At 40.3% G+C, this 19,878-nt stretch carries 22 protein-coding genes and 8 tRNA genes; 2 read left to right on the top strand and 28 right to left on the bottom strand.

The features are described 5' to 3' along the window. Positions 1-5 precede the first annotated feature (5 nt). The 22 genes from ITJ87_RS11860 to ITJ87_RS11755 all read right to left on the bottom strand — a co-directional run bounded on the left by ITJ87_RS11860 (position 6) and on the right by ITJ87_RS11755 (position 13,955). Positions 6-731 (bottom strand): KilA-N domain-containing protein, encoded by a 726-nt coding sequence (locus tag ITJ87_RS11860; protein WP_004326766.1) that lies wholly within the window; start codon positions 729-731, stop codon positions 6-8. A gap of 9 nt (positions 732-740) precedes the next feature. Beyond that, positions 741-1,055, bottom strand: a complete 315-nt coding sequence (locus ITJ87_RS11855; protein ID WP_004326767.1) for a Rha family transcriptional regulator — start codon at positions 1,053-1,055, stop codon at positions 741-743. A gap of 596 nt (positions 1,056-1,651) precedes the next feature. Beyond that, on the bottom strand, positions 1,652-2,164 hold the full coding sequence (locus tag ITJ87_RS11850; protein WP_007854278.1) for a hypothetical protein: 513 nt from the start codon (positions 2,162-2,164) through the stop codon (positions 1,652-1,654). Then, positions 2,161-7,635 (bottom strand): tape measure protein, encoded by a 5,475-nt coding sequence (locus tag ITJ87_RS11845; protein ID WP_143888259.1) that lies wholly within the window; start codon positions 7,633-7,635, stop codon positions 2,161-2,163. Before ITJ87_RS11845 ends, ITJ87_RS11850 begins: the two co-directional genes overlap by 4 nt. Before the next feature lie 17 nt (positions 7,636-7,652). After that, positions 7,653-7,823, bottom strand: coding sequence for a hypothetical protein (locus ITJ87_RS11840; RefSeq protein ID WP_007854272.1), 171 nt, complete (start codon positions 7,821-7,823; stop codon positions 7,653-7,655). A 113-nt stretch (positions 7,824-7,936) separates the two neighbouring features. Beyond that, the gene (locus ITJ87_RS11835; RefSeq protein ID WP_004326772.1) at positions 7,937-8,395 is read right to left on the bottom strand and encodes a hypothetical protein; all 459 of its coding nucleotides are present in this window, start codon (positions 8,393-8,395) and stop codon (positions 7,937-7,939) included. A 101-nt stretch (positions 8,396-8,496) separates the two neighbouring features. Continuing rightward, positions 8,497-9,060: a hypothetical protein gene (locus ITJ87_RS11830; RefSeq protein ID WP_004326773.1), complete on the bottom strand. Its 564-nt coding sequence runs from the start codon at positions 9,058-9,060 to the stop codon at positions 8,497-8,499. Positions 9,061-9,083: 23 nt separating this feature from the next. After that, positions 9,084-9,452 carry a hypothetical protein gene (locus ITJ87_RS11825; RefSeq protein ID WP_224205391.1) on the bottom strand — a complete coding sequence of 123 codons (369 nt, stop codon included), beginning with the start codon at positions 9,450-9,452 and terminating at the stop codon, positions 9,084-9,086. 23 nt (positions 9,453-9,475) lie between these two features. Beyond that, the gene (locus tag ITJ87_RS11820) at positions 9,476-10,006 is read right to left on the bottom strand and encodes a hypothetical protein (RefSeq protein ID WP_004326776.1); all 531 of its coding nucleotides are present in this window, start codon (positions 10,004-10,006) and stop codon (positions 9,476-9,478) included. 3 nt (positions 10,007-10,009) lie between these two features. After that, positions 10,010-10,333 carry a hypothetical protein gene (locus ITJ87_RS11815; RefSeq protein WP_004326777.1) on the bottom strand — a complete coding sequence of 108 codons (324 nt, stop codon included), beginning with the start codon at positions 10,331-10,333 and terminating at the stop codon, positions 10,010-10,012. A 2-nt stretch (positions 10,334-10,335) separates the two neighbouring features. After that, the gene (locus ITJ87_RS11810; RefSeq protein ID WP_005794411.1) at positions 10,336-10,710 is read right to left on the bottom strand and encodes a hypothetical protein; all 375 of its coding nucleotides are present in this window, start codon (positions 10,708-10,710) and stop codon (positions 10,336-10,338) included. A gap of 19 nt (positions 10,711-10,729) precedes the next feature. Continuing rightward, positions 10,730-11,923 carry a hypothetical protein gene (locus tag ITJ87_RS11805; protein WP_005794414.1) on the bottom strand — a complete coding sequence of 398 codons (1,194 nt, stop codon included), beginning with the start codon at positions 11,921-11,923 and terminating at the stop codon, positions 10,730-10,732. Between the two features lie 37 nt (positions 11,924-11,960). Continuing rightward, entirely contained in the window at positions 11,961-12,368 is a 408-nt protein-coding gene (locus ITJ87_RS11800; RefSeq protein WP_004327383.1) for a hypothetical protein, read from the bottom strand. A 27-nt stretch (positions 12,369-12,395) separates the two neighbouring features. Then, on the bottom strand, positions 12,396-13,019 hold the full coding sequence (locus ITJ87_RS11795; protein ID WP_032581963.1) for a hypothetical protein: 624 nt from the start codon (positions 13,017-13,019) through the stop codon (positions 12,396-12,398). A 94-nt stretch (positions 13,020-13,113) separates the two neighbouring features. After that, positions 13,114-13,195 (bottom strand) — tRNA-Tyr (locus ITJ87_RS11790). Positions 13,196-13,201: 6 nt separating this feature from the next. Next, positions 13,202-13,286 (bottom strand) — tRNA-Ser (locus ITJ87_RS11785). Positions 13,287-13,359: 73 nt separating this feature from the next. Next, positions 13,360-13,431 (bottom strand) — tRNA-Glu (locus ITJ87_RS11780). A 5-nt stretch (positions 13,432-13,436) separates the two neighbouring features. Continuing rightward, positions 13,437-13,507: transfer RNA gene (locus ITJ87_RS11775), tRNA-Gln, on the bottom strand. A gap of 5 nt (positions 13,508-13,512) precedes the next feature. Next, a tRNA-Trp gene (locus ITJ87_RS11770) sits at positions 13,513-13,585 on the bottom strand. Between the two features lie 7 nt (positions 13,586-13,592). Continuing rightward, a tRNA-Asn gene (locus ITJ87_RS11765) sits at positions 13,593-13,665 on the bottom strand. A gap of 79 nt (positions 13,666-13,744) precedes the next feature. Beyond that, a tRNA-Phe gene (locus ITJ87_RS11760) sits at positions 13,745-13,817 on the bottom strand. 65 nt (positions 13,818-13,882) lie between these two features. Then, positions 13,883-13,955: transfer RNA gene (locus ITJ87_RS11755), tRNA-Met, on the bottom strand. Between the two features lie 348 nt (positions 13,956-14,303). Between ITJ87_RS11755 and ITJ87_RS11750 the strand changes: the two genes are divergently transcribed. Both ITJ87_RS11750 and ITJ87_RS11745 read left to right on the top strand, forming a co-directional pair. Next, entirely contained in the window at positions 14,304-15,938 is a 1,635-nt protein-coding gene (locus tag ITJ87_RS11750; protein ID WP_005794423.1) for a terminase large subunit domain-containing protein, read from the top strand. Beyond that, the gene (locus tag ITJ87_RS11745; RefSeq protein WP_117707987.1) at positions 15,935-17,431 is read left to right on the top strand and encodes a phage portal protein; all 1,497 of its coding nucleotides are present in this window, start codon (positions 15,935-15,937) and stop codon (positions 17,429-17,431) included. The genes ITJ87_RS11750 and ITJ87_RS11745 overlap by 4 nt, the downstream gene beginning before the upstream one ends. Before the next feature lie 196 nt (positions 17,432-17,627). On the opposite strand, the gene ITJ87_RS11740 is transcribed toward ITJ87_RS11745, so the two are convergent. From ITJ87_RS11740 to ITJ87_RS11715, 6 genes are read right to left on the bottom strand one after another with little or no spacing between them, the layout of a single operon-like run. Next, the gene (locus tag ITJ87_RS11740; RefSeq protein WP_005794429.1) at positions 17,628-17,882 is read right to left on the bottom strand and encodes a hypothetical protein; all 255 of its coding nucleotides are present in this window, start codon (positions 17,880-17,882) and stop codon (positions 17,628-17,630) included. A gap of 29 nt (positions 17,883-17,911) precedes the next feature. Further along, positions 17,912-18,700 carry a hypothetical protein gene (locus ITJ87_RS11735; RefSeq protein ID WP_005794430.1) on the bottom strand — a complete coding sequence of 263 codons (789 nt, stop codon included), beginning with the start codon at positions 18,698-18,700 and terminating at the stop codon, positions 17,912-17,914. Beyond that, complete coding sequence (locus ITJ87_RS11730; protein ID WP_005794432.1) at positions 18,684-19,091, bottom strand: hypothetical protein; 408 nt, start codon at positions 19,089-19,091, stop codon at positions 18,684-18,686. The genes ITJ87_RS11735 and ITJ87_RS11730 overlap by 17 nt, the downstream gene beginning before the upstream one ends. Continuing rightward, entirely contained in the window at positions 19,088-19,465 is a 378-nt protein-coding gene (locus ITJ87_RS11725; RefSeq protein WP_005794434.1) for a hypothetical protein, read from the bottom strand. Before ITJ87_RS11725 ends, ITJ87_RS11730 begins: the two co-directional genes overlap by 4 nt. Before the next feature lie 5 nt (positions 19,466-19,470). Beyond that, positions 19,471-19,692, bottom strand: coding sequence for a hypothetical protein (locus ITJ87_RS11720; protein WP_008673439.1), 222 nt, complete (start codon positions 19,690-19,692; stop codon positions 19,471-19,473). A 2-nt stretch (positions 19,693-19,694) separates the two neighbouring features. Beyond that, on the bottom strand, positions 19,695-19,877 hold the full coding sequence (locus ITJ87_RS11715) for a hypothetical protein (RefSeq protein ID WP_005794436.1): 183 nt from the start codon (positions 19,875-19,877) through the stop codon (positions 19,695-19,697). Position 19,878 lies beyond the last annotated feature (1 nt).

The raw sequence follows: 19,878 nt of genomic DNA, 5'->3' as shown, positions 1-19,878 counted from the left end.
ATTTATTATTTATAGTGGATAAAATTTGTATTTTCTTGCTGTAATTGGAACACGGCAGGATAGTTCCTTTTTGAATATTGTTTTCTAAGGTATGATATTAAATTATCGAAGTTGGTAATGAATCCCTCGTTGATTAAATCAGCCACCTTCTTTTCAAGCTGCCACAGTTCGCGTTGTTTGCTTTCATCACCCTGCTTGTTGCGAAGCATTTTCTCATGTGAGTTAAACACAACCCAATTCAATGCTTCCCCAACCTTTTGCATTGCTTTCGGCATAAACTCTTTAGGAACTATCTTCTGAACGGCAGAGCCAAGTTCTTTGTAAGCATCCCCGGCATCGTTTCGATAGCGAATCATTTCATCGTACACAAACCGTAATACTTTGACTTCAAAAGCCGGATTTATCCACATAGCAAATTTGATAAACAGAAGCGGATTCATCCAAACTTTATCGGGTGTTTTGCCTTCTTTCGTATTTCTACCCTTAACTTTTATAAGTAGTTGATTTTCACCAATGAGCATTTTTGCTCTATGGCTTTCATCCTCTGCAAGAGCTTTCAAAAACTCTGATGTATTATCAGATTCTAAGAATTTACTCATTTGCCTTCTCGGATTCCCTTCTACATTATTCCACTGCCGAAGCAATTCAGTTCCGTCAAAATAACCATCACTCGTGCGCTGAACCACAGAAAAACTATCAATGTATCGCACCATTTCTTGATTTGTTTTCATATTATAAATTTAGATTTTACTTAACAAAGATTTCTCCCTTTTACGGGAAAGTTCACGCTTGTTTTCTTCAAGTTCTTCCCAACGATTAATAATTTTGGCTCGTAAGTTTGCATCATAACCACTTGCGAGAAGCAAGCAGTCTTTTTTAGTGAGAAGATAATAAGGGTCTTTTCTTTCTGCGTTATTCCCTAACTTTGTGATTTTGAACATCAATTCAAAATTGAATTTATGTTTTTCTTCCAGTTGTTCAAGGATATTGCGAATATCTCGCATTACATTTGAATGAGTTTTGCCCGTAATTTCTGCAATCTGTAAGGAGGTCATTGTTCTTTTTTTACCTTTTCCCTCATCAATAGGTATTAACTGATTAAAATTTTCCATATCTTTGCACTATAAAGTTAATGTTTTCCCCATCAGCGGCTCGGACATCTCCGCTTTTGGGGAATTATTTTGTCCGATCTTGTAGTAGGCAGGGAATCGAACCCCAATACGCCATTACTCGTACCTACTGAACCCTCCTTAATATAATAGTCACGCTTGACATAATAGTAAAGAGAAAGGGCAAATCCCGATGAAGCTTAATGTGGTTGTCTGCCTCAAAGAGAATGCCCTATAATATTTTACTCCAGTTCATGACAACCACGTAATGAACCTTACAACATTGTTTCCAGCGCAAATATAAAGACGATATTTTCACCATACAACAACCTAAAAATCAATAAAATAAATTCGGTAAACATCAGTAACAAACGGTAAGAATCGGTAAATAAAAACAGTTATATTTACTCTAAAATTTAGACATAATATAAATAATGCGCGTATCTACCGTATTGTGACAAGATGTTGGTTGCAATTTATGATACCGTTCAAATAATTTAGAAATATAAAATACTGTAAATAAATATATTGCAGAAAACGTGTTAGTCCCTATTCTTTTTATATCTTACCATAACATTGCCTTCGGATTCTATTTTACAGTTTCCACCATGAACATATACATAAACTTTAGCCACATCGCTTTGCCTTACATGTAGTTTAGCCCGATCATATACACTCACAAAAACTTTGGCGCAATCTTCCACTTCAAGAGTCAATTCACTATCATGGCGCAAATGGAGAGTAGCGGCTGTAAATTTACCGAAAGAAAGTTTGCCTGAACATTTACCGTTCAGTACATATACACCATTGTTGCCTCCGGTCACTGGTTCATCAACAAAAATAAGGTTTTGATGAAGCAGACTCCGGTCAAAATTACCTTTTATATATTCCACTGTCGGATAATCGTGTTCAATACAAAAATCAATACCCCGTATATACATTCCGATCAATTCTTGCTGGCTTTTATTATTTTGCCAGTCACCTTGCCATTGTGTGCAGAGGCCATACGATACGGCATGGCCTCTCAATTCACTATTTAATCTGTTCATAATCATACATTAAATTTGTTTACACCGTTTATATTCCTATGCAGTATATCTCTGATTTCTTCCACAAATTCCACATTCTTTGCTGTATTTATCTGTATCATTGTCAGTTGTTGTAATTGCGCTTGTGCTATTACATTATAGGCCGGGAACAATTCTTCAACCAATCTGCGCACATACTCCCGTTTGACACTCACGTCAGCCCGGATTGCATTTATATAAGAAGCCAAAAGGTTAGCGGTATTTTCAGTAACATTCTGTATGCCTTTAGATAAACCACTTCCACTGTCTTCTTCCTCTTCCTTCATGCTGATACCATATTTCTTTTCCATATAGTTATTCAGTTTGTCAAGCATGGAATAGTAATCATCGGTTTTCTCACTGACCCCCATTAGATAGTCCGCAATACTTTCTAACTCCCTTTCGTCAAGAGAGAAATCCTTGCCGAAATAACCACTCATTCCATCCTCACCAAAAAGCATCTTTTGAAGCTGTTGCATGGCCGGTTCCAAAATACTTATTTTGAGAATGGAGTTCATAACATCACCCATAATATCGGCAACCTTATTTTTGAAAGCTTCAGCACCATCTTCGCCTTTCTGCCATGCCTCATACAAGGCATCTCCCAACTGCGAAGCCCAGTCTTTCAAATTAATGCCATAAAGAGATTCAGCCGTTTCTTCGGCAAAATCCTTTATTTGCTGTTTCATCTCCGCAATCTGATTCTCATAATCAGCCACTTTGCTATCATCCGTCTTCTTCTTGTCAATTTCGGCTTGCCGCTGTTTCTCCAACTCTGAAAGTTGTTCTTGCATCAAGGCACGTTGATACCCGTATGCACCGCCTTCATCGTATGCCGAAACACGTTTTTGAAGTTTTTCCGCTTCCTGCTTATATTTCTGCAAAGACATCAAATCGAAGATGTTGATCTTCCCCTTATTGCGTATTGCCTCAATCTGATTATTTAATTGATTCAACCGGGTACGGTCATTTTCTGCATCTACAAGTTTTAGTTCCGTGCCACTGCCCAAGAAACGTTCAAGAATACCGTCAATCTGTTCGTATATATACTGCAACTGTTGAGCACGAAGTTTACTTTTTTCAATAGCCTTATCAAGCTTTTTGTCATGTGCTTGTGCTATCTTCCCAATCCAGTTTACAGCTTCACCGGCAGCGGCAGCAATACCACCAACTATTCCACCTTTGGCGAATCCCTGCCCGATATTGCTTATAGAAGACATGGCATCCTGCACATTACCCATTGTATCGGCCATACCCTCATTGCCCAAAGCATCGAACATGGAAGACATCTGTCCTGCAAAATTGCCGACAAGATCAGCACTTTCAGCGGCACTTTCTCCCAACCGTCCGATTTTCTTTTCCAGTTTGTCGCTGTCTTTTTCAGAAGTAAAAAGTTCTTTTACATTCTTCGCTAAGGTTTTGAATGGATTTACAGCCAACTGTGCATCTTGCAACTGGGGGATGGCTTTTATCAATTTATCCAACAAAGAATAAGCACCCTTAACATTTTCAATACTACCATCATCTTTCGTAAAAAAAGAAGTAAATCCATTGGGCTTTCCATCGCTATCATAGGAAACCTTTGCATTATTCTTGATTTCCCTTGCGATACGTTCAGCCTCTTTCAAATCAGAGAATGAACGTTGCTCTTTATCTCCAAATATTTTCTCCCATTCAGGTAACAATTGTAATAAGGTCGATTTTAATTCAATCAGCTTCTTATTATATTCATCAAGATAAGCCTTCTGAACATTGTTTAGACCTGACGTATCACCAACCAACTCCCCATTTTTTCCGACACTTAATCCAGTCTTTGATGCGTACTGTTCACTTAATATTCGTATCTTTTCTATCGTTGATCTTGCATTGGCAATAACCTTTGTATCATCAAGTGCAATACTTACCTTATCTTTCTCAAATGCCTCTTTAGCATCCTTCCACACCTTAAAAAATTGCTTATATAATGGGCTGTCTTTACCTCCTAATATACTTTCTGCTTCATCGTCACTCAAAGTGAATGGAAGATCAACAGCCTTTTCTTTGAGTTTCTTTTGTACTGTATCTATTAAATATTGCGCTTCATTCTCATAATCAGTCAAAAAACCAAAAGCATAAGTTGAAGCATCCTTCTTACTTGCACCGGCATTGATAAGCTGCTTGTATATATCCCATTTCTTTGAAACATCAGACACGTACCTTTCAAGTTCCTTTGTGGCCTTATCCGAAGCTTCTTTCATAGCGTTGGCATCAATATCCAAAAGCACTTTCCGTATAGAGACTTTCAATTCCCTACGCTCTTTGGTCTTATCGTCAAGCTGGTTAAGGATCTTATTCAATTCATCCCGATAATTTACAATATTCACCGGTTCTTTACCTTTAAATAAGGAATCAAAAATACCCGATTCTTTAACCTTGCTGGCAGCTTCTCCCTTTCCAACAATGTCAGTCCACTTCTTATATTCAGAATATGCCTCCTTTAGTAAGTTTACCCGTTCTTTCAATCTTTCGGCAAAGGCATCCTTTTTGCTCTTATCCTTATTTGGATCAGTGAGAGAAAACCCGATTTCTTTAGCTCCTTTCTCACCGGCTTGCATTGTGTCGAAAGCCTTTTTATAATCTGATACAATTTGCTTCTGCCAGTCGGGAAGTTTTGACAAGTCAATAGCTCCAATACCTGACAAATCTATTCCGGCTTTAATCAATACCGGCTTCAATTGATTTGTTGTCTCTTTAGCTTCCTTGTATCCTTTTTGTATTCCTTCAATGATTTTCTCTGAATCTGTGGAAACCTTTATTTGGGCTTCAAATTGCCCATCTGTGGCTTCATTGAACTTTTTCTGCAAATCAGAAAAACTTTGACTGGCTTCTGTATATTCAGCATTAATCTTGATATTGAACTCTTCTTCAAGAGTCTTCTCGTTAAAGAAGTCTCGCATATATTTCGGCATCTTCTCGAACGTATCAAAGAAAGAACTTATATCCAAACCGATAGCTATTTTCTGCGCATCACTCAAATTCTCCAAATCCCAGCCGGCAGCTTTCAGCCTCGACTTGTACCCAGATAGGAAGTCTTTCATATCCGGCAATACATCTTCCATATAAATACGCTTAGAGTTTTTCCACGCTTTCCGCAATTGAAAAATATCATCTCTATATCCTCCAGTGAAAGGCAACTCATTATTCAGGCTGGCCAATGCTTTGGGGTATTCTTTGAGAATGGATAGCTGTTCTTTCAGCGGTTTACCCGAAGCGGCTTTGGCAAAATCACCATGTTTGGCTATAACTTTCTGCATGGCGGTGGAATACTCGATATAGCTGCCTGACATGCGGCCAATAATCTTGTTTACCCGTTCCTCCGCATCAATGTAGTCATTGATATTTTCAAGAAAACTGTCATCAAAATAACCGTCAGTCGCTTCATTGGCATGTTCAGACGTACCTTTTATGGCATTCAACAATCTATAAGCCTCTTTTGTATCATTCAAAGCATTCCGAAGCAATATATATTGTTCTGCAAGGCTTTTAACCGTATTTCCTTCATCATCAGTCTTAAACGTTTCATTAAAAGTGTCTGCCCAAACTGGAGAATAATCCTTTAATGCTGTTTTCATTTCTTCAATAGAAGAAATCAGTGAGGCATCATTCGCCTTAAAAGGATCAACATCAGCAAATTTTTGAGCTTCTTTCGTTAAATTCTTGAAACCGTCTTGTGCTCTTGTTGTCAGCTCGGAAATACGCTCGTTCATTTCGTCAGCCTTTTGCCCGGACTTATACCATAATTCAGTAATGGCAAAAAGTCCAGCGAACAAATACATGTATGGATTGAACAAACCCTTAAAAGCAGTCCAAACTTGTTTGGCTCCATAACTAAGCATTGCCATTGCCACACGAGCTTTTCCAGCTGACATAGCCACTTGAAGTTCAGCTTTTGATATATTAAGTAATTGGGTAATATGTCCTGCCTGACCTGATTTAATTTTCCCAAGTGTTATCAACCTCAACGCTTGTTCTTTGTTCAATGCGCCACTAACAGCCAATGCCCTCCATTCTGCGGTAGTCATAGCATTTCTTGAAGCAATCAATCCTTTTTCAGCGGCAGTTAAAGTGCGGTAATTGGAAGCCATCACTAAATCCGCTGCTGTTTTCTGTTTAGCTGCGAGTGTTCCTTTTATTAATGTAGCATTTGCCACTCCCATGGCACGTGATCCTGCATAAACCGCAACCCGATATGTTCCAAACGCAGCTGTGGCCGCTGTTATAAAAGGTACAACTTCTTTCCAATTTTGAGCAAGGGTGGTAAGGCTTTCGGCAGTCCATTTCAATGTACTACCCATTGACTCCGCAATATCACCAAGCATAATGTCAATCGCATCAGCCAAGTTCTTCCATTTGGATTTGACTGATTCTGAAAGAACTTCCTGCATGTTATGAAACATGCCACCATCATCCGTAAGTTCCCAAAGAACATCTTTTACGTCCTCAAACGTAACTTTCTTTTTCGAGATCATATCAAGCACTTCACCGGCACTGACAATGCGGCCTTCCAACTTACTGAATCGCTCGGCCAGTTTATCCACCATAGGAATGTTCGCTTCCGTCAATTGCCGCAATTCTGTTCCTTTCAAGAATTTAGCAGCCTTTATCTGACCGAAGGCCAATATGATACGCCCCATATCAACACCTACACCGGCTGATATATCAGCCAGCCTTTTCATGGTATCATACAATTCATTGTATGGTATAGAATATGCAGAAAGTTGCTTGGCATACTGATTCAAATCCATAACCCCGAACGGAGAAGCAACAGCCAGTTTCTTAATCTGATTGAATATGGTTGTAGCTTTGCCTTCATCTTGCAGGATAGAGGCCATTGCAATTTTCTGATTCTCCAACTCACCACCAATATCAACCACTGCACGTAAGAAATTTTGTGCCGCATAAATGGAGTATAGCCCCAAAAATTCATTTCTTAATTGTCCGACAATACTCAACTGGCTGTTCATTGCTCCATTCATATTGAGAGTGGCTGTCATGTGCCGCCTTGCTGCATTGGCTGATCTCTCACGGGCATTAGCCAAATCCAGTTCCGCTTTGGCGGCACGGGCGGCTCTTTGTCGCGCAAGCTCACGTGCGGCTGCGGCAGAAGCCTCCGCTTTGGTTTGAATGGCTGCGGCTTTGGCGGCGCGTAAATCACTTGCTGTAAAGTTTGTATTCAACCCGGCGGCTTGCAAGGCGGCACGGACAGCTTGTGTGGTACTGGCCTTATCCACTACCACATTGATCTTAAACTTCTCACTTTGAAGCAAAGTCTTCATATCACCAACCAACTTCTTCTTGTCAAAACCCACATCAAGTTTTGCCTGCAAGTCTTTGGTGATTTCCGCTTTCAATTTTTTACGTTGTTCCGCTGTCTTATCACGGAACAGTATATCAAAATATAAATTACCGAGATCAGCCATATATTATTGTGTTTGTGCTACTTATAATCATTAATGTTAATTGCTGTTTCTCCATTGCCATACTTATTTTTCCAGCGTTTGGCAGCATCCTCTATTTCGCTTACGGAAGGGGATTTGAAGTTCTTCGTATCGTGCTTCTTTTCCTTGTTGTCCTTGTCACAATCTGTAACCACAATAGACACATCCATTGCCAATAGTTCAATTTGTGCATTTGTAAGTACCCAATAAATACCAAACAAGGGCTTGCTTATTGGAATCCCAAATACTCTCAAAGGCTCTGTCAGCCACGGATAGGACTTGCCTATTTCCCACGTTTGTCCGTAGCTGGTTCGTGAAGGATATGCTCTGCTTCCTCTTTTGTCATTGTCATCATCGTGTCCTTCATCGCGGTCAGATATATGGTAGCGGTCAAGTAGTCTTCCACTGGAATTTTTTTTTTGCCGACGGCTATAACCTTCATCAGCTCATGATCTCCATATTGTTTGATATAAAAGAACCATCGCCACAAGAAAGGATAGAAGAACTTGATCTTCCAATATCCGTTCAAAATGATAGCGGCTGCACATTGGCAACTGATCTTATCATCATTTCCCGATTTCTGCATGGTACTGGTGAATTTGCGTATAGTCCCTCTTTTCAGCCATGAAATACCATATTTCTTTCCTCGGACTTCCACATAGTCCACACTGTCTTCCAACACATCATTCAATAGCCTTTCATCCTCCGGTGTAGGAAGTGTTATGTCATTCTTCTTTGTCATATTTTATCGTGTTTTATACGAAAAAAGGTGGTGGCCGGTATCAAGTAGCTCACCACCTTTTCGCTGATATGAATTTTGCAAAGTGTTATATCCTAAGTTTTTTATTCGGACACTTTTTTACGTAAAATGTAAATAGAGGCACCCTTAGCATCATTCAACGGAGAAACAGATACATTAAAGTACCCCGGCTTATCCTGCTCGCTGACGAAGTTGCTATACCCCTCAACATTCGGTAAGAACAAGGCTGTTTGACGGTCTTCACTACGCATGAAGAGTCCTCCGATTACTTTCTTCGGTTCGATATTGTAACCTTCACCTTCATAAGTCTCACCATCAATGGTAGCAGTCATAGTCACCGTTTCCGCTTTCTTGTTCAGTAACAAGTCATTGATCTTTCCTGCCACGGAAGGTACTTGAAACTGAATATCGGAATCTCCAGCATTAGCAATAGAAGTCCAAGTTGCTCCGGTTGTCAACTTGATCTTGGAAACATCGGCAGCTCCGGTATCAAATGTAACTCCGTCAGAGAGTACCGGCAGCTCCATATCAAAAGCCGCTAAAGTTGCGAGGTCACTATTGACTTTGGACACATAATAAACCTCCTTCATCTGATTAAAGAGCACCTTTAACTCTTCCAGTTTGGTAGTAATAGAAATCTCTGCCATAATCGTATCTTTTTAAGTTTGTGTCATTTGTTTATTATTAGCTTCGCTTGTATTATTAAGGAATGAAAACCGAGTCCGTCATTTCCTCCGGGAAGCAATCGTGGACTTACAGCTGAAAACAATTCCGTCACTATTGGAAATTTTGAAACCACTTCCATTTGCATTTCATCCAAACGGACTGTATTCTCAATACCGTTTGAGCGATCATGCGCAAAAACGTTTATCTGACAGTAAGTGTCTTGGTAGGTACTCCCTTTATCTTGGATAGTTTGTGGCAACCGGATAACAACAAAGTCCTTCATCGCCTTTTGTTCAGCAGCCGGACGATCTGTTATGAAAACCTTTTCACCAATGCCGGTTACTGCATCAGCGATTTGTTTTAATATATCCATACGTCTATAAACTGTCCGTCCCATCATTTCATTGGTTTAAAGTTCTTGAATAATGTATTTTGTGCCCTTTGAAATGTTCCGGTCAGAACATCTGCATTCAACACATTCTCCAAATAGGTTGAATATTCAGTACCCGTGCACATTACTATCTCAAATCCTTTACGTGATTCCGACTTATATCTTTTCAAGAAATCAAAGGAGAATGCTTCGCCATAACCTTTATCAGTTTCTATTGTTCCAGTAAAACGTCTGTTCTGATTATCATAACTGACACCTACAAATGTTTCACCTTTAGTCAGCTTTACTCTCACCGGTTGTTTCATTGAATCTCCACTACAAACGAAATAGGAAAATCTACCGTCCATGAATAATCCGCACGCATAACTGGTTATTGTATTACCCGTAAGATTCCGAAAGCCTGACTTGTTATCAAGTGCATCTTGGATAAGTTCTTCACAGCATTTAGTCAAGACATCAAAGATATATCCTGAAACAAGCTCCTTTGCCTTCCTTATTCCTTCATCAAACAATACTTCATTGCTCCGGTTATCCATGCGTTAATTTTTTGCAAGATTGAAATACACAGTTGTTCCCAAATTTCCGGCATAGCTATCAGTAACCATACATTGAGTGAAAGTGCCTTGTCTGTCCGTGACATCTATCAGATCACCGGCCAATATTCCTTCAACAATTCCGGGAAGGCTCAACAGATAATCGCTCTTTATCACATTATCGGTTTTGAATGTCCGCAAATTTGTACTACCTTCCTTTCGGCATATACCTTCATACAAGATCACCTTCTCACCATCACTGAAAGAATCCTCACCTATAATTCGGTAAACAGTACATTTGTGCGGATGCCGTGGATTATTTACTTTCATACTCAAAAATTGACTATTCTGATTTTAGTGCCCTTTACAACTTCTTCATCCCATTTCTCATACAGTTCTTTCGCCATTTCACGGAGTTGCCGCTTGTCGTATGCACTGGTCTGCCAACCACCTTCCTTATGCTTCCATCCCCCGTCACTGTCTTCGGTATCATTCTTACTGCTTGGAGTGCTTGCACACCACATGTAAATATCGGCAGTGGCAAGATCAAGCTGCCTTTCGGTCAGTTCACTTACCATTGTTCCAAAAGCGATTTTCCGCTTGACAAGAACCCTTTTGAGGGCGTTGTCCGCTATTTCATAAGCAGTTGCGCCACTCAAAAAGTCCTCAATGGTCATATCTTCCGTATGAGAAAGTTCCTCATTCATTCTTGCATGAATTTAAGAATTACACAGTTACAGTAGAGATGAACATATACTGTGGCATTCTCGGCACACACATTTGGGCGGCTTCACTTTCAATATAGATTGAATGTGTTTCAGGATTGGCTCTCTGTGTCAGTTTCAAGCGTCCACCGTCATAAGAAGCAACCTTGTTTGCCTCATATCCCAAAGTCAAAGGCTCCACACCTTGAATAGTACCGATCTGACCTACTGGTATAAAGGCAATATTGGTGGCCTTGAAGTTCTCCACTTGTTCAGTGATAAGATCAGGTTGTCCGTCCGCATCCTTACCGGGCTTGTCAACAAAAGCATAGCTGTCACGTGGCACGATTTCATCCACCTTAACCAGTTTCTTGAAAATGGCTTTCAGGCGGTCTTCATCTTCATTCTGTGCATTGGCAATAACCGTACTATCATCCGTCACAGTCGGATAGAGGGAATGGCCGATACGTTTAAGAACCGTGGTATGAGTCATTAAATCATCCCATAAGTCCTGCGCCAGCTCCATCCTGATCTTGCCCAAATAATGATATTTGCGGCGAATCTCTTTCACTCTGTTCTTTACATCCATAATCGGATCAGAGGCAGAGCCTTGATTTGCCGGAATATGTTCATCCTTAGTCCACCAGCGGCTTGTGCCGGCCAATACTTGATAATGGTTTTCAGGGATATTAAAGTCAATAGTGATACCCTTCAAACCACGTGGGTTGTTATCAGTATCAATAGTGAACTTACCCGTGGAAACAATTCTCATTCGCTGGTGAGTAAGCGCATTGTAGTACGATCCGATAAGACCGTCAGCACTTTCATCAAGCAAGCCCAAGAACACATTCTGCATCTCTTCCGTCAATGCGGACATGCCTACCCGTTGCAACAGCTGCAATTGTTGTCTCACAGTCACACGGTTCAAACGGTAGAACTTCTTTTGAGTCGGGATATTACCCGTCCTTCCTTCGAGTTCTCCCAATGCAGCTTCATAACCCGGACTTTCCGGATCAACGTAAGCTGGCAGCGTTTTCACGCCGAGGCTCGTAATAAGCTGGGAGAAAGTATAATCCAACTTGGTTGCTTCAAATTCAAAACCATCAATTTGAAGTAGGTCATACTTCTCCTTGTAACGGTCAATAAATTCTTGCCAAGTGTCCCCACCAAGCCCATACTCGATAACCTTGTACAAATCAATAGGAAGTGTATTCATACAATTGTCGTATTTTAAATGTTGTTTTCAAATTCTTTTACTGCACCCATACAATTTGAGGAAGTGTAGTAATCTTTTGCAGGATAGCGACCACTTCTTCGTCAAACATGTACTGATAAATCTCTCCGGCATAGACTACTGTCCCACTGGCCTTTGTGTTGCCACTGGCTACAAGAATATCTTCTTGCAAATAACCATTAATGCCAAGAGTGGTAATATCTGATTCAGCCGCCTTGATCTGTGCATCCGTATAAGCGGTGAATGTCTTACCTGAAAGATCAAACTTCACAGCTGTACCGGCAGGAATCTTGCCAACCGCAACCCAATCGGAAATGTTGCTCACCATACCACCGCCCGGATAACGGTGACGGATTTCACGCCACACTTTACGGGCATGTCCGTATTTCACGGTGTTCACATCAAACGTGTTACCCATTGTTCCCATACATTTACTGTTTTAGAGTTAATAATTTTAATTCTTCTTCCAGCCTTCCTTCTTGCCTTTACGTTCAAAGTATCTGCTGGCTGCATTGTGTTGTGTTCCACCTGAACCGTCAGAAGTTCTTGGGGCGGTGCCATAACCCCTGCACGCCTTATATTCTGCATCATATTTTGGCAGAAATTCAGTAACCAGTTCATCCACAGTTTTCTTGGTATCGAAAGTTACCCCCTGCAAAGTCTTGCCCAATACGTAATCATCATTCGCTTGCTTGGCTTTCATTGCAGCCGTAACCTTCTTTAGCAGGTCAGCTTGAACCTTTTTGCTGTCTTCTGCATCTAAACGTGCTTCCAGTTCTTTCAGCTTCTTCTCCAGTTCATCATCGTTTTTCGGTGGTGCCGGTGGAGTTGGAGGTGTCGGGGGAGTCGGTTGGGGCTTATAGTTTTTCTTAAAGTCCTCAACTCTGGTTGCGACATCATGGTTGTACTGTCCTTGCATCCCTTTCAGAAAATTCACAGCCTTGTTCCAATAAGCCTCGTCAGGCTCCGAACCTTCGGCTACGGGATTAAGTTCTACATACTTCTGTAATGTCTGCGGTGAAAAACTGGTTTCTCCAAGTTTCTCGCTTAATGTGGATAAGATTTTTTCTTGTTCCATCGTGTTTATTTTGTGTTTATGTTGAATAAAAAAAGAGTCAGACAATGCTTTTTTGCATCAATCTGACTCTTTGGTCTTATTTTTCATTTAATAGTGGGCAGTATTGGACTCGAACCAATGAAGACGAAAGCCAATAGATTTACAGTCTATCCCGTTTGCCACTTCGGTAACTACCCGTTTTGCGGAAGCAGAAGGATTCAAACCTCCGAAGCCTTTCAGCTTGCCTCTTTAGCAAAGAGGTGGTATCGTTCACTCACCCATACTTCCAATATGCGGCCTACAAGACATCTCTGTGAAACCACCGCATTTCCCTTGTACTTCGGACGTTATTCATTTTGTGTAGCGTATCAGAGAATCGAACTCTGGTTTCCACCGTGAAAAGGTGACGACCTAACCGTTAGTCGAATACGCCATTTGTTGAGATACAAGGATTTGAACCTTGAATAGCAGAACCAAAATCTGCTGTGTTGCCATTACACCATATCTCAATATGCGCGAAGAGAAGGACTCGAACCCCCGACAATCAGGTTTGGAATCTGACGTTCTTCCAACTGAACTATCTCCGCTTCATTGCGCCCGGTGATAGAATCGAACTACCGACCTTTACATTAACAGTGTATTGCTCTACCAATTGAGCTAACCGGACAATATACCTATACTCACCTAACCTGCGATACCCCATTTCAGCGTACCTGTGGGAATTGAACCACACCGTATAGGTTTTGTGGAAAGAGATGAAATCGAATCACCTTAACCGGATTTTCAGTCCGGCGCATACACCACGTCTGCCATCTTTCCATATTCTCCCTTTATCCCCATACGCCACATCGAAGGGAGAAACAATGCGGCAACTCCAACTATTGTTGCGGAGATTCGACTCGAACGAATGACCTTTGGGCTATGATCCCAACGAGCTACCAGCTGCTCCACTCCGCGATATTATCCTGAAAACTACTTTGTACCCACAATATCCACATTTATGTAGTTCTTGCATCTACGACACTTCACTCTCAATATAACAACACCATTGACATAGCTTATATCAGTTAGTTTCTGACCGCATATCGGACATAAAACTATCTTGTTGTATATTTCCCTTTGATCTGCATCTTTATCCGCACTAATTTTTATCATACTCCATGTTTTCGTTGCAAATATATGTACTGGATTTCTTTTCTCAAAACATTTTTGATATTATTTTCTATTAAAATGTAGAAAATAATACTATTTATGCGTATTTTTGTACTGCAATATTAGAATCAGAGCTTATAGGCCGGTCTCCACATGTGTAATGTGAGGATCGGTTTTCTTTTTATGGAGAAATATAGTGGAATAAAAACGGTTAATGCCAGTTTGGTGCTTGATTATGAATATATCCAAATGTTAAGGGACGCGGATAGGAAAATTCCTAATCCGAATAAGATAATCGCACAAGGTGGAGGGCAGGAAAACATGCTCTCCACCCCGGCTGATATTACCATCTGTGGGGGATGCCGTGGGGGAAGTAAAACTTTTACTCTTCTTATGGAAACATTGAAAGATATAAAAAATAAAAACTTCCGTTCTGTGCTTCTCCGGCATGAGATAGACGATCTCTCTGATATGGTAGAAACATCATCCACCTTATATGATGATTTTGGGGAATACAACAAGTCCAAAAACGACATGCGCTGGAATTTCTATAAAGGTGGATTTTTAAAATTCAGCTATCATGCTGACACACTTGACGATTTCAAAAAGCGTTTTCAAGGTAAACAGTTCGCATATATAGGTGTGGATGAAATAACCCACATGGAATATCTCAAATTCAAATACCTTATCACTTGTAACCGTAACGCCTTTCATATCCGTAACCGCTTTATCGGAACATGTAACCCTGATCCTGACAGCTGGGTTGCAAAATTCATTGACTGGTGGATCGGAGAAGATGGTCTTCCAATCCCGGAACGTGATGGCAGAGTCCGGTATTGTTTTATGGACGGGGACAATGTTTCAGGTATATATTGGGGAGATACCCGTGAGGAAGTATATGAGCAATGCAAGGATATTATACACGCCTACTGGAAGCCGGAGTATGAGCAATATGGCACACCACAAGAACTGTTTATCAAGTCGGTTACTTTTATTGAAGCAAAACTTTCCGATAATGTAAAACTGATGTCTTCTGATCCGACCTATTTGGCTAACCTTGTCAACCAGTCAGACGAACAACGCGCACGCGATCTTGACGGTAACTGGAAATACAAAGCTGCCGGAGATGATATAATAAAGCTGACTCACATGGAAGCCTTATACCGCAATTCCATGCAGATAGGTGATGGAATACGCCGGGTATCATGTGATGCGGCATTTGAGGGTGGCGACAGTCTTGTCATGTGGCTGTGGGAAGGATGGCATATAAGAGACATATTTGTTTGCAAACTTGACAGCAAGAAAACAGTCGATACCGTAAAAGCGATGCTGGAAGAATGGCATGTAAGAGAAGAATGCTTCACCTATGACCTTAACGGACTCGGACAAATATTCAAAGGCTTTTTCCCGAATGCAATCCCATTCAACAACAAAGAAGCCGTGGAAGAGAAATTCAAATACATCTATGCGAATTTAAAATCACAAGCGGCATATCTGTTCGCACAAAAAATTATCAACCGGGAGATTTCCATTGAACCGACTCTTCTTGAACGCAAGTTCTCCGGCAAAGGGTTTGAGAAAGTTCCCCTTAGACAGATTCTCGACAAGGAAAGGAAAGCGATACGAAAGGATGAAGACAGTGAAGAGAAAGGCTGGACTATTATCAAGAAGATTATAATGAAAAAATTAGTAGGTCATTCTCCCGACTTCATAGAAGCATTGCTTATGCGAATGATTTTTGAAATTAAACATAAACGCAAACACATAAAAGGTTTAGGATTAATATGATAGCAGAGATTCTTACAAAAAAGCCTTTTGCAAGGGTTACTCCCGAAGGTTACTTGCAAGGCAGGATTACGAGCGATTTAAGAAACGCATCGTTCACAAACAACAGTGATAGGCTGACATGGCAGCTCATTTCGCAGGCTGATTTTATCCGTGAGTTTTATCCTTCAGGGCACAAGATCAATTCGGAATTGTTTTACCCGGACAGACTGAAATATGACGAAGAGAAGAAACGGTTCTTCCGGGAGAAAGTATTCCGTGCTTCTTTTCCCTTTCAGATGATAATCACTATCCAACAACTTGTACATCTATGTGGCAATGACATTCATCATGAGCTGACCGATACCAAAGTTGATGAAAATTCACGGGAAATATTTCTCGAATTTCAAAAAGGATGGCTGGATAAAAATATGGAGATTGCATTTTACGAATATGCCAAAAGTGTAAAAATAACGGGAGATGCAGCAATCGTATTCTATATGAATGAAGGCAAGGTGTTCACCAAGAATCTCTCCTATTTTGATGGTGACACTCTTTATCCTCACTACGATTCCATAACCGGTCAAATGACACTGTTTGCCCGGCGATACAGCGACTATGACGAAGAGGGAAAGGAACTCATTTCTTGGGTGGAAGTGTGGGATAATAAAAAAATGTACCGTTACCGGCAGGATAAAAGGGGAATAGCCGGAGCAATAAACAAAGTGAAACAGTATTTCGGTATTGAAGGATATACATTAGTGGAAGAACACGATCATGGATTTACCGAATGTCCGGTTGTATATTATCGGGACAAACACGGTGCCTGCTGGAGCTTTTCACAAGATAATATCGACAAGTACGAACTGGCTATTTCCCATTTGTGTCAAAACAATATGGCATACGCATTTCCAATCATGTTACTTAAAGGTGAAGATGTTGAGATTCAGGGAGATATGTATGGTGCGGTAAAAGCTATCACTATGGGGAAGGATGATGATGCAGGCTTTATGAATCGTCCCGAAGCATCACAATCATTTGAACTTCAAATTAATACATTACTTAAAATGATTTTTATGGGGAGTTTTGTTGTCATGCCTCCCGAAGTAAAGTCAGGAGATTTACCGGGTGTTGCTATCAAGCTGATCTATTCACCATCTTTGGAAAAAGCCATGATTGACTGCAAGGAATTTGACGAATCAATAGACAAAATGAAACGGCTGTTCCTGCACGGATATGGAACAGAAAAAGGCCAACTTACCAAATTCCTCAATTTGAAAATTTTTTCGTGGGCAGTTCCATACGTCCACCAAAATGCAGCCGAATTGGTATCGAACTTGGTACAATTAGTCGGTGCCGGTATTTTATCAAAAGAAACCGGCTCGGAAGAATCCGGCTATGGAAAAAACAATGAATGGGATCGTATCATGCGTGAATATAAGGAACAGCAACAAGCTGACTTGCTATATCAACTGAAAATCAAGAAAAATGAAAATAAAGAGGGTAATGCAAAATGATCTGTACCAACGCGGAGCGCGAAAGCAATCCCGTACTCCGCGCTCTGAATCCAATGTAACTATACATTAGGAAAAGCCGCCTCTGCCTACATAAAATAGACAGAGGCTTTACTTTTTCAACAATTTGGTTGATAAGCTTGTGTTATAACAAGTCAGCTTCTACATTGCAAATGTAATGAATGAATTGAATATGACACTACTTTCGATACAATTTTTTATTATAAGGCTTTCGAGGATATTTCCGGTTAAGCTTCTTTTGCAGATCATCATTGATACTTTCATTCAGAAGGATTTTAGAATTTAGCACCCGGACTTCTCCAGTAAGTTCCATAATAGTTTTAGATTGTGTCGCATTTTGTTTTGAAAGCTCAACATTGGCAATAGCCAGTTTGCTGCATTCTGATGCAAGATGATTGAGTTTCTTTGTGCTGATTAATGATAATCCAAACATAATATTCTGATATTTAGTATGTTAAATAATTATATTGCTGATACGGGAACGGCAAAGCATTTACAATGACCGTGATACGGTGGTAATTTGTCCCATTCCACATGAAATCCGACTTCATCGTCACAAATGTTACAAGGATAGGAGCTGCCACGCATGACAAAGAACCCTACGGCTCCACAGGCTTTAGCCTGCAATTCCCAATGCTTCATCCAACCCTCTGCCACAGCATACTCCGTCAAATCTGACAGTGCAGTCCAAGAGCTTACAGTACGTCCTACTCCAAAAGACTCCTGAACACCGAGTCTTGAAATAATCGGATAACCCTTTGAAATAGCTCTCTGTACATGCTCATTAAGCAATGGCGTTTTTACCGACTGCCTGATAGATGAAAGTAATTTGTCTTTGGAAAGGTTCAGTAGTAATCCGGCGGCAATGGCCGTTTCAACCTCCTTTGAAAACCGGTCAACATATTCTCTTGCACGTTGTGTGAAGGTTTTGCCGTATGATTCTCGCGTTATACATGTTATGATTGCATCCTTATTATCCTCATGTGTCGCTACTGCCAAAGTATAAGTATAGTCTTCAATTATTTCAAGAAGGGATAAAATAATGGCATCCACTTCCTCCTGCAACTGTCTGTTTGCTGAAAAACGGAATAGTTCAGGGCTGATCTTGTACCGGTATGAAATATCTATAATTTGCTTTGCCGCCTCGATCATTACAATTTGAAGATTGGTACGCATGGATAGCTCCGCATCCAGACGTTGACGGAGGTATTCTTTGGCCTCTTCAATTTCCTTATCAGTCGGTACCCTCATTTTTATGTTCCTCCTTAATACCTTCCTTGATACTATTCATGTTTCTCTCTTCTTCCAGTATCTTGGCATCATCTTCCGGTGATACTGGTTGCTGCAAGCCTCGTAGCCGTTCGGTAAGATCAGAATAGCTTTTAAAAAACTCTTCCATAAACTTAACGTCAGGGGTTGCATTACTAATAAGGAAACATACTTTGATCCATGTTTCCAAATATTCACGAAGTTCCTTATTGTTGGTTAACTCCCGAATCCGGGAAAACATTCCGTTATCATCCCGAAAACGCATACTCCAAAAACCTGACACTGCCTTAATACTGATCCAGTCATGTTCACTACCATTATCCCTCGTAACAATAAAGTTACCTACCTGAATACCATTTGTTTTTTTGCTCATAATCCTATTTTTAATTTACGTTCAAATCTATCTCCAAGATTAAAAAAGTATTCCTTACCGTAAGAGTTTATACGTTCTTCATCCGATGATACTTTATTCATTTCATAAATCAAGCAACTATACCTATCATCATCAGGAAGAAGCCCTTTGCACTCTTCTCTGATATAAATATGATGCTTCCCATTTACCCAATAAAATTCAGAGAGAAATCCACCAAGAAGCATTTCAATCATTTTTTGGTGTCTGACAGACAATTCTCCTTGCACTGCTATATCCATTACAATGCTCTTACCTTCTATTGTCTTCAATTCACATGAATAGTTCAAGGCCCGAAGAATAGACATCAGCTCAACACTTAACTCTATGTGATTCATATTTTTCATACTTTTACTATTTCAAATTCATCTGCATGTTTCTTACCAATCCAATCCCGTTTCTGATTTTCAGTTGCGCTTTCGTAGATTCTTCCTCGCTTAGACAAATGCCTTTTCCTAAAAATACCTTCTTCTCCAAGTTTGTCATAATCTCTTCTTGAAGGGGATAATCCCTTTGCCCTGCAAAAGAACAATCCCGTTTCCTTGTGTCTAAATTTTACTGCCATGCTTATTCCTCCCATGGATTTTCGTCTTCTTCCTCAACGTAAATCCGTTTTAATTTGTCTGATACTTCTTCAAGCTCACGCTTCATTTGATTTACATGAAATCCAGCTGGCATAGGGATTTCCAATGCTCCCCGTAGGTTATCTATTTTTTCAATAACCTCTGCAAATTCATCCGGTGCGATCATA

This window comes from Bacteroides sp. HF-162, from assembly GCF_015679285.1.
GTDB classification, from domain to species: domain Bacteria; phylum Bacteroidota; class Bacteroidia; order Bacteroidales; family Bacteroidaceae; genus Bacteroides; species Bacteroides uniformis.
The sequence above is the reverse complement of the archived record's forward strand: the minus strand, read 5'-3'. Positions and strand labels throughout refer to the sequence as shown.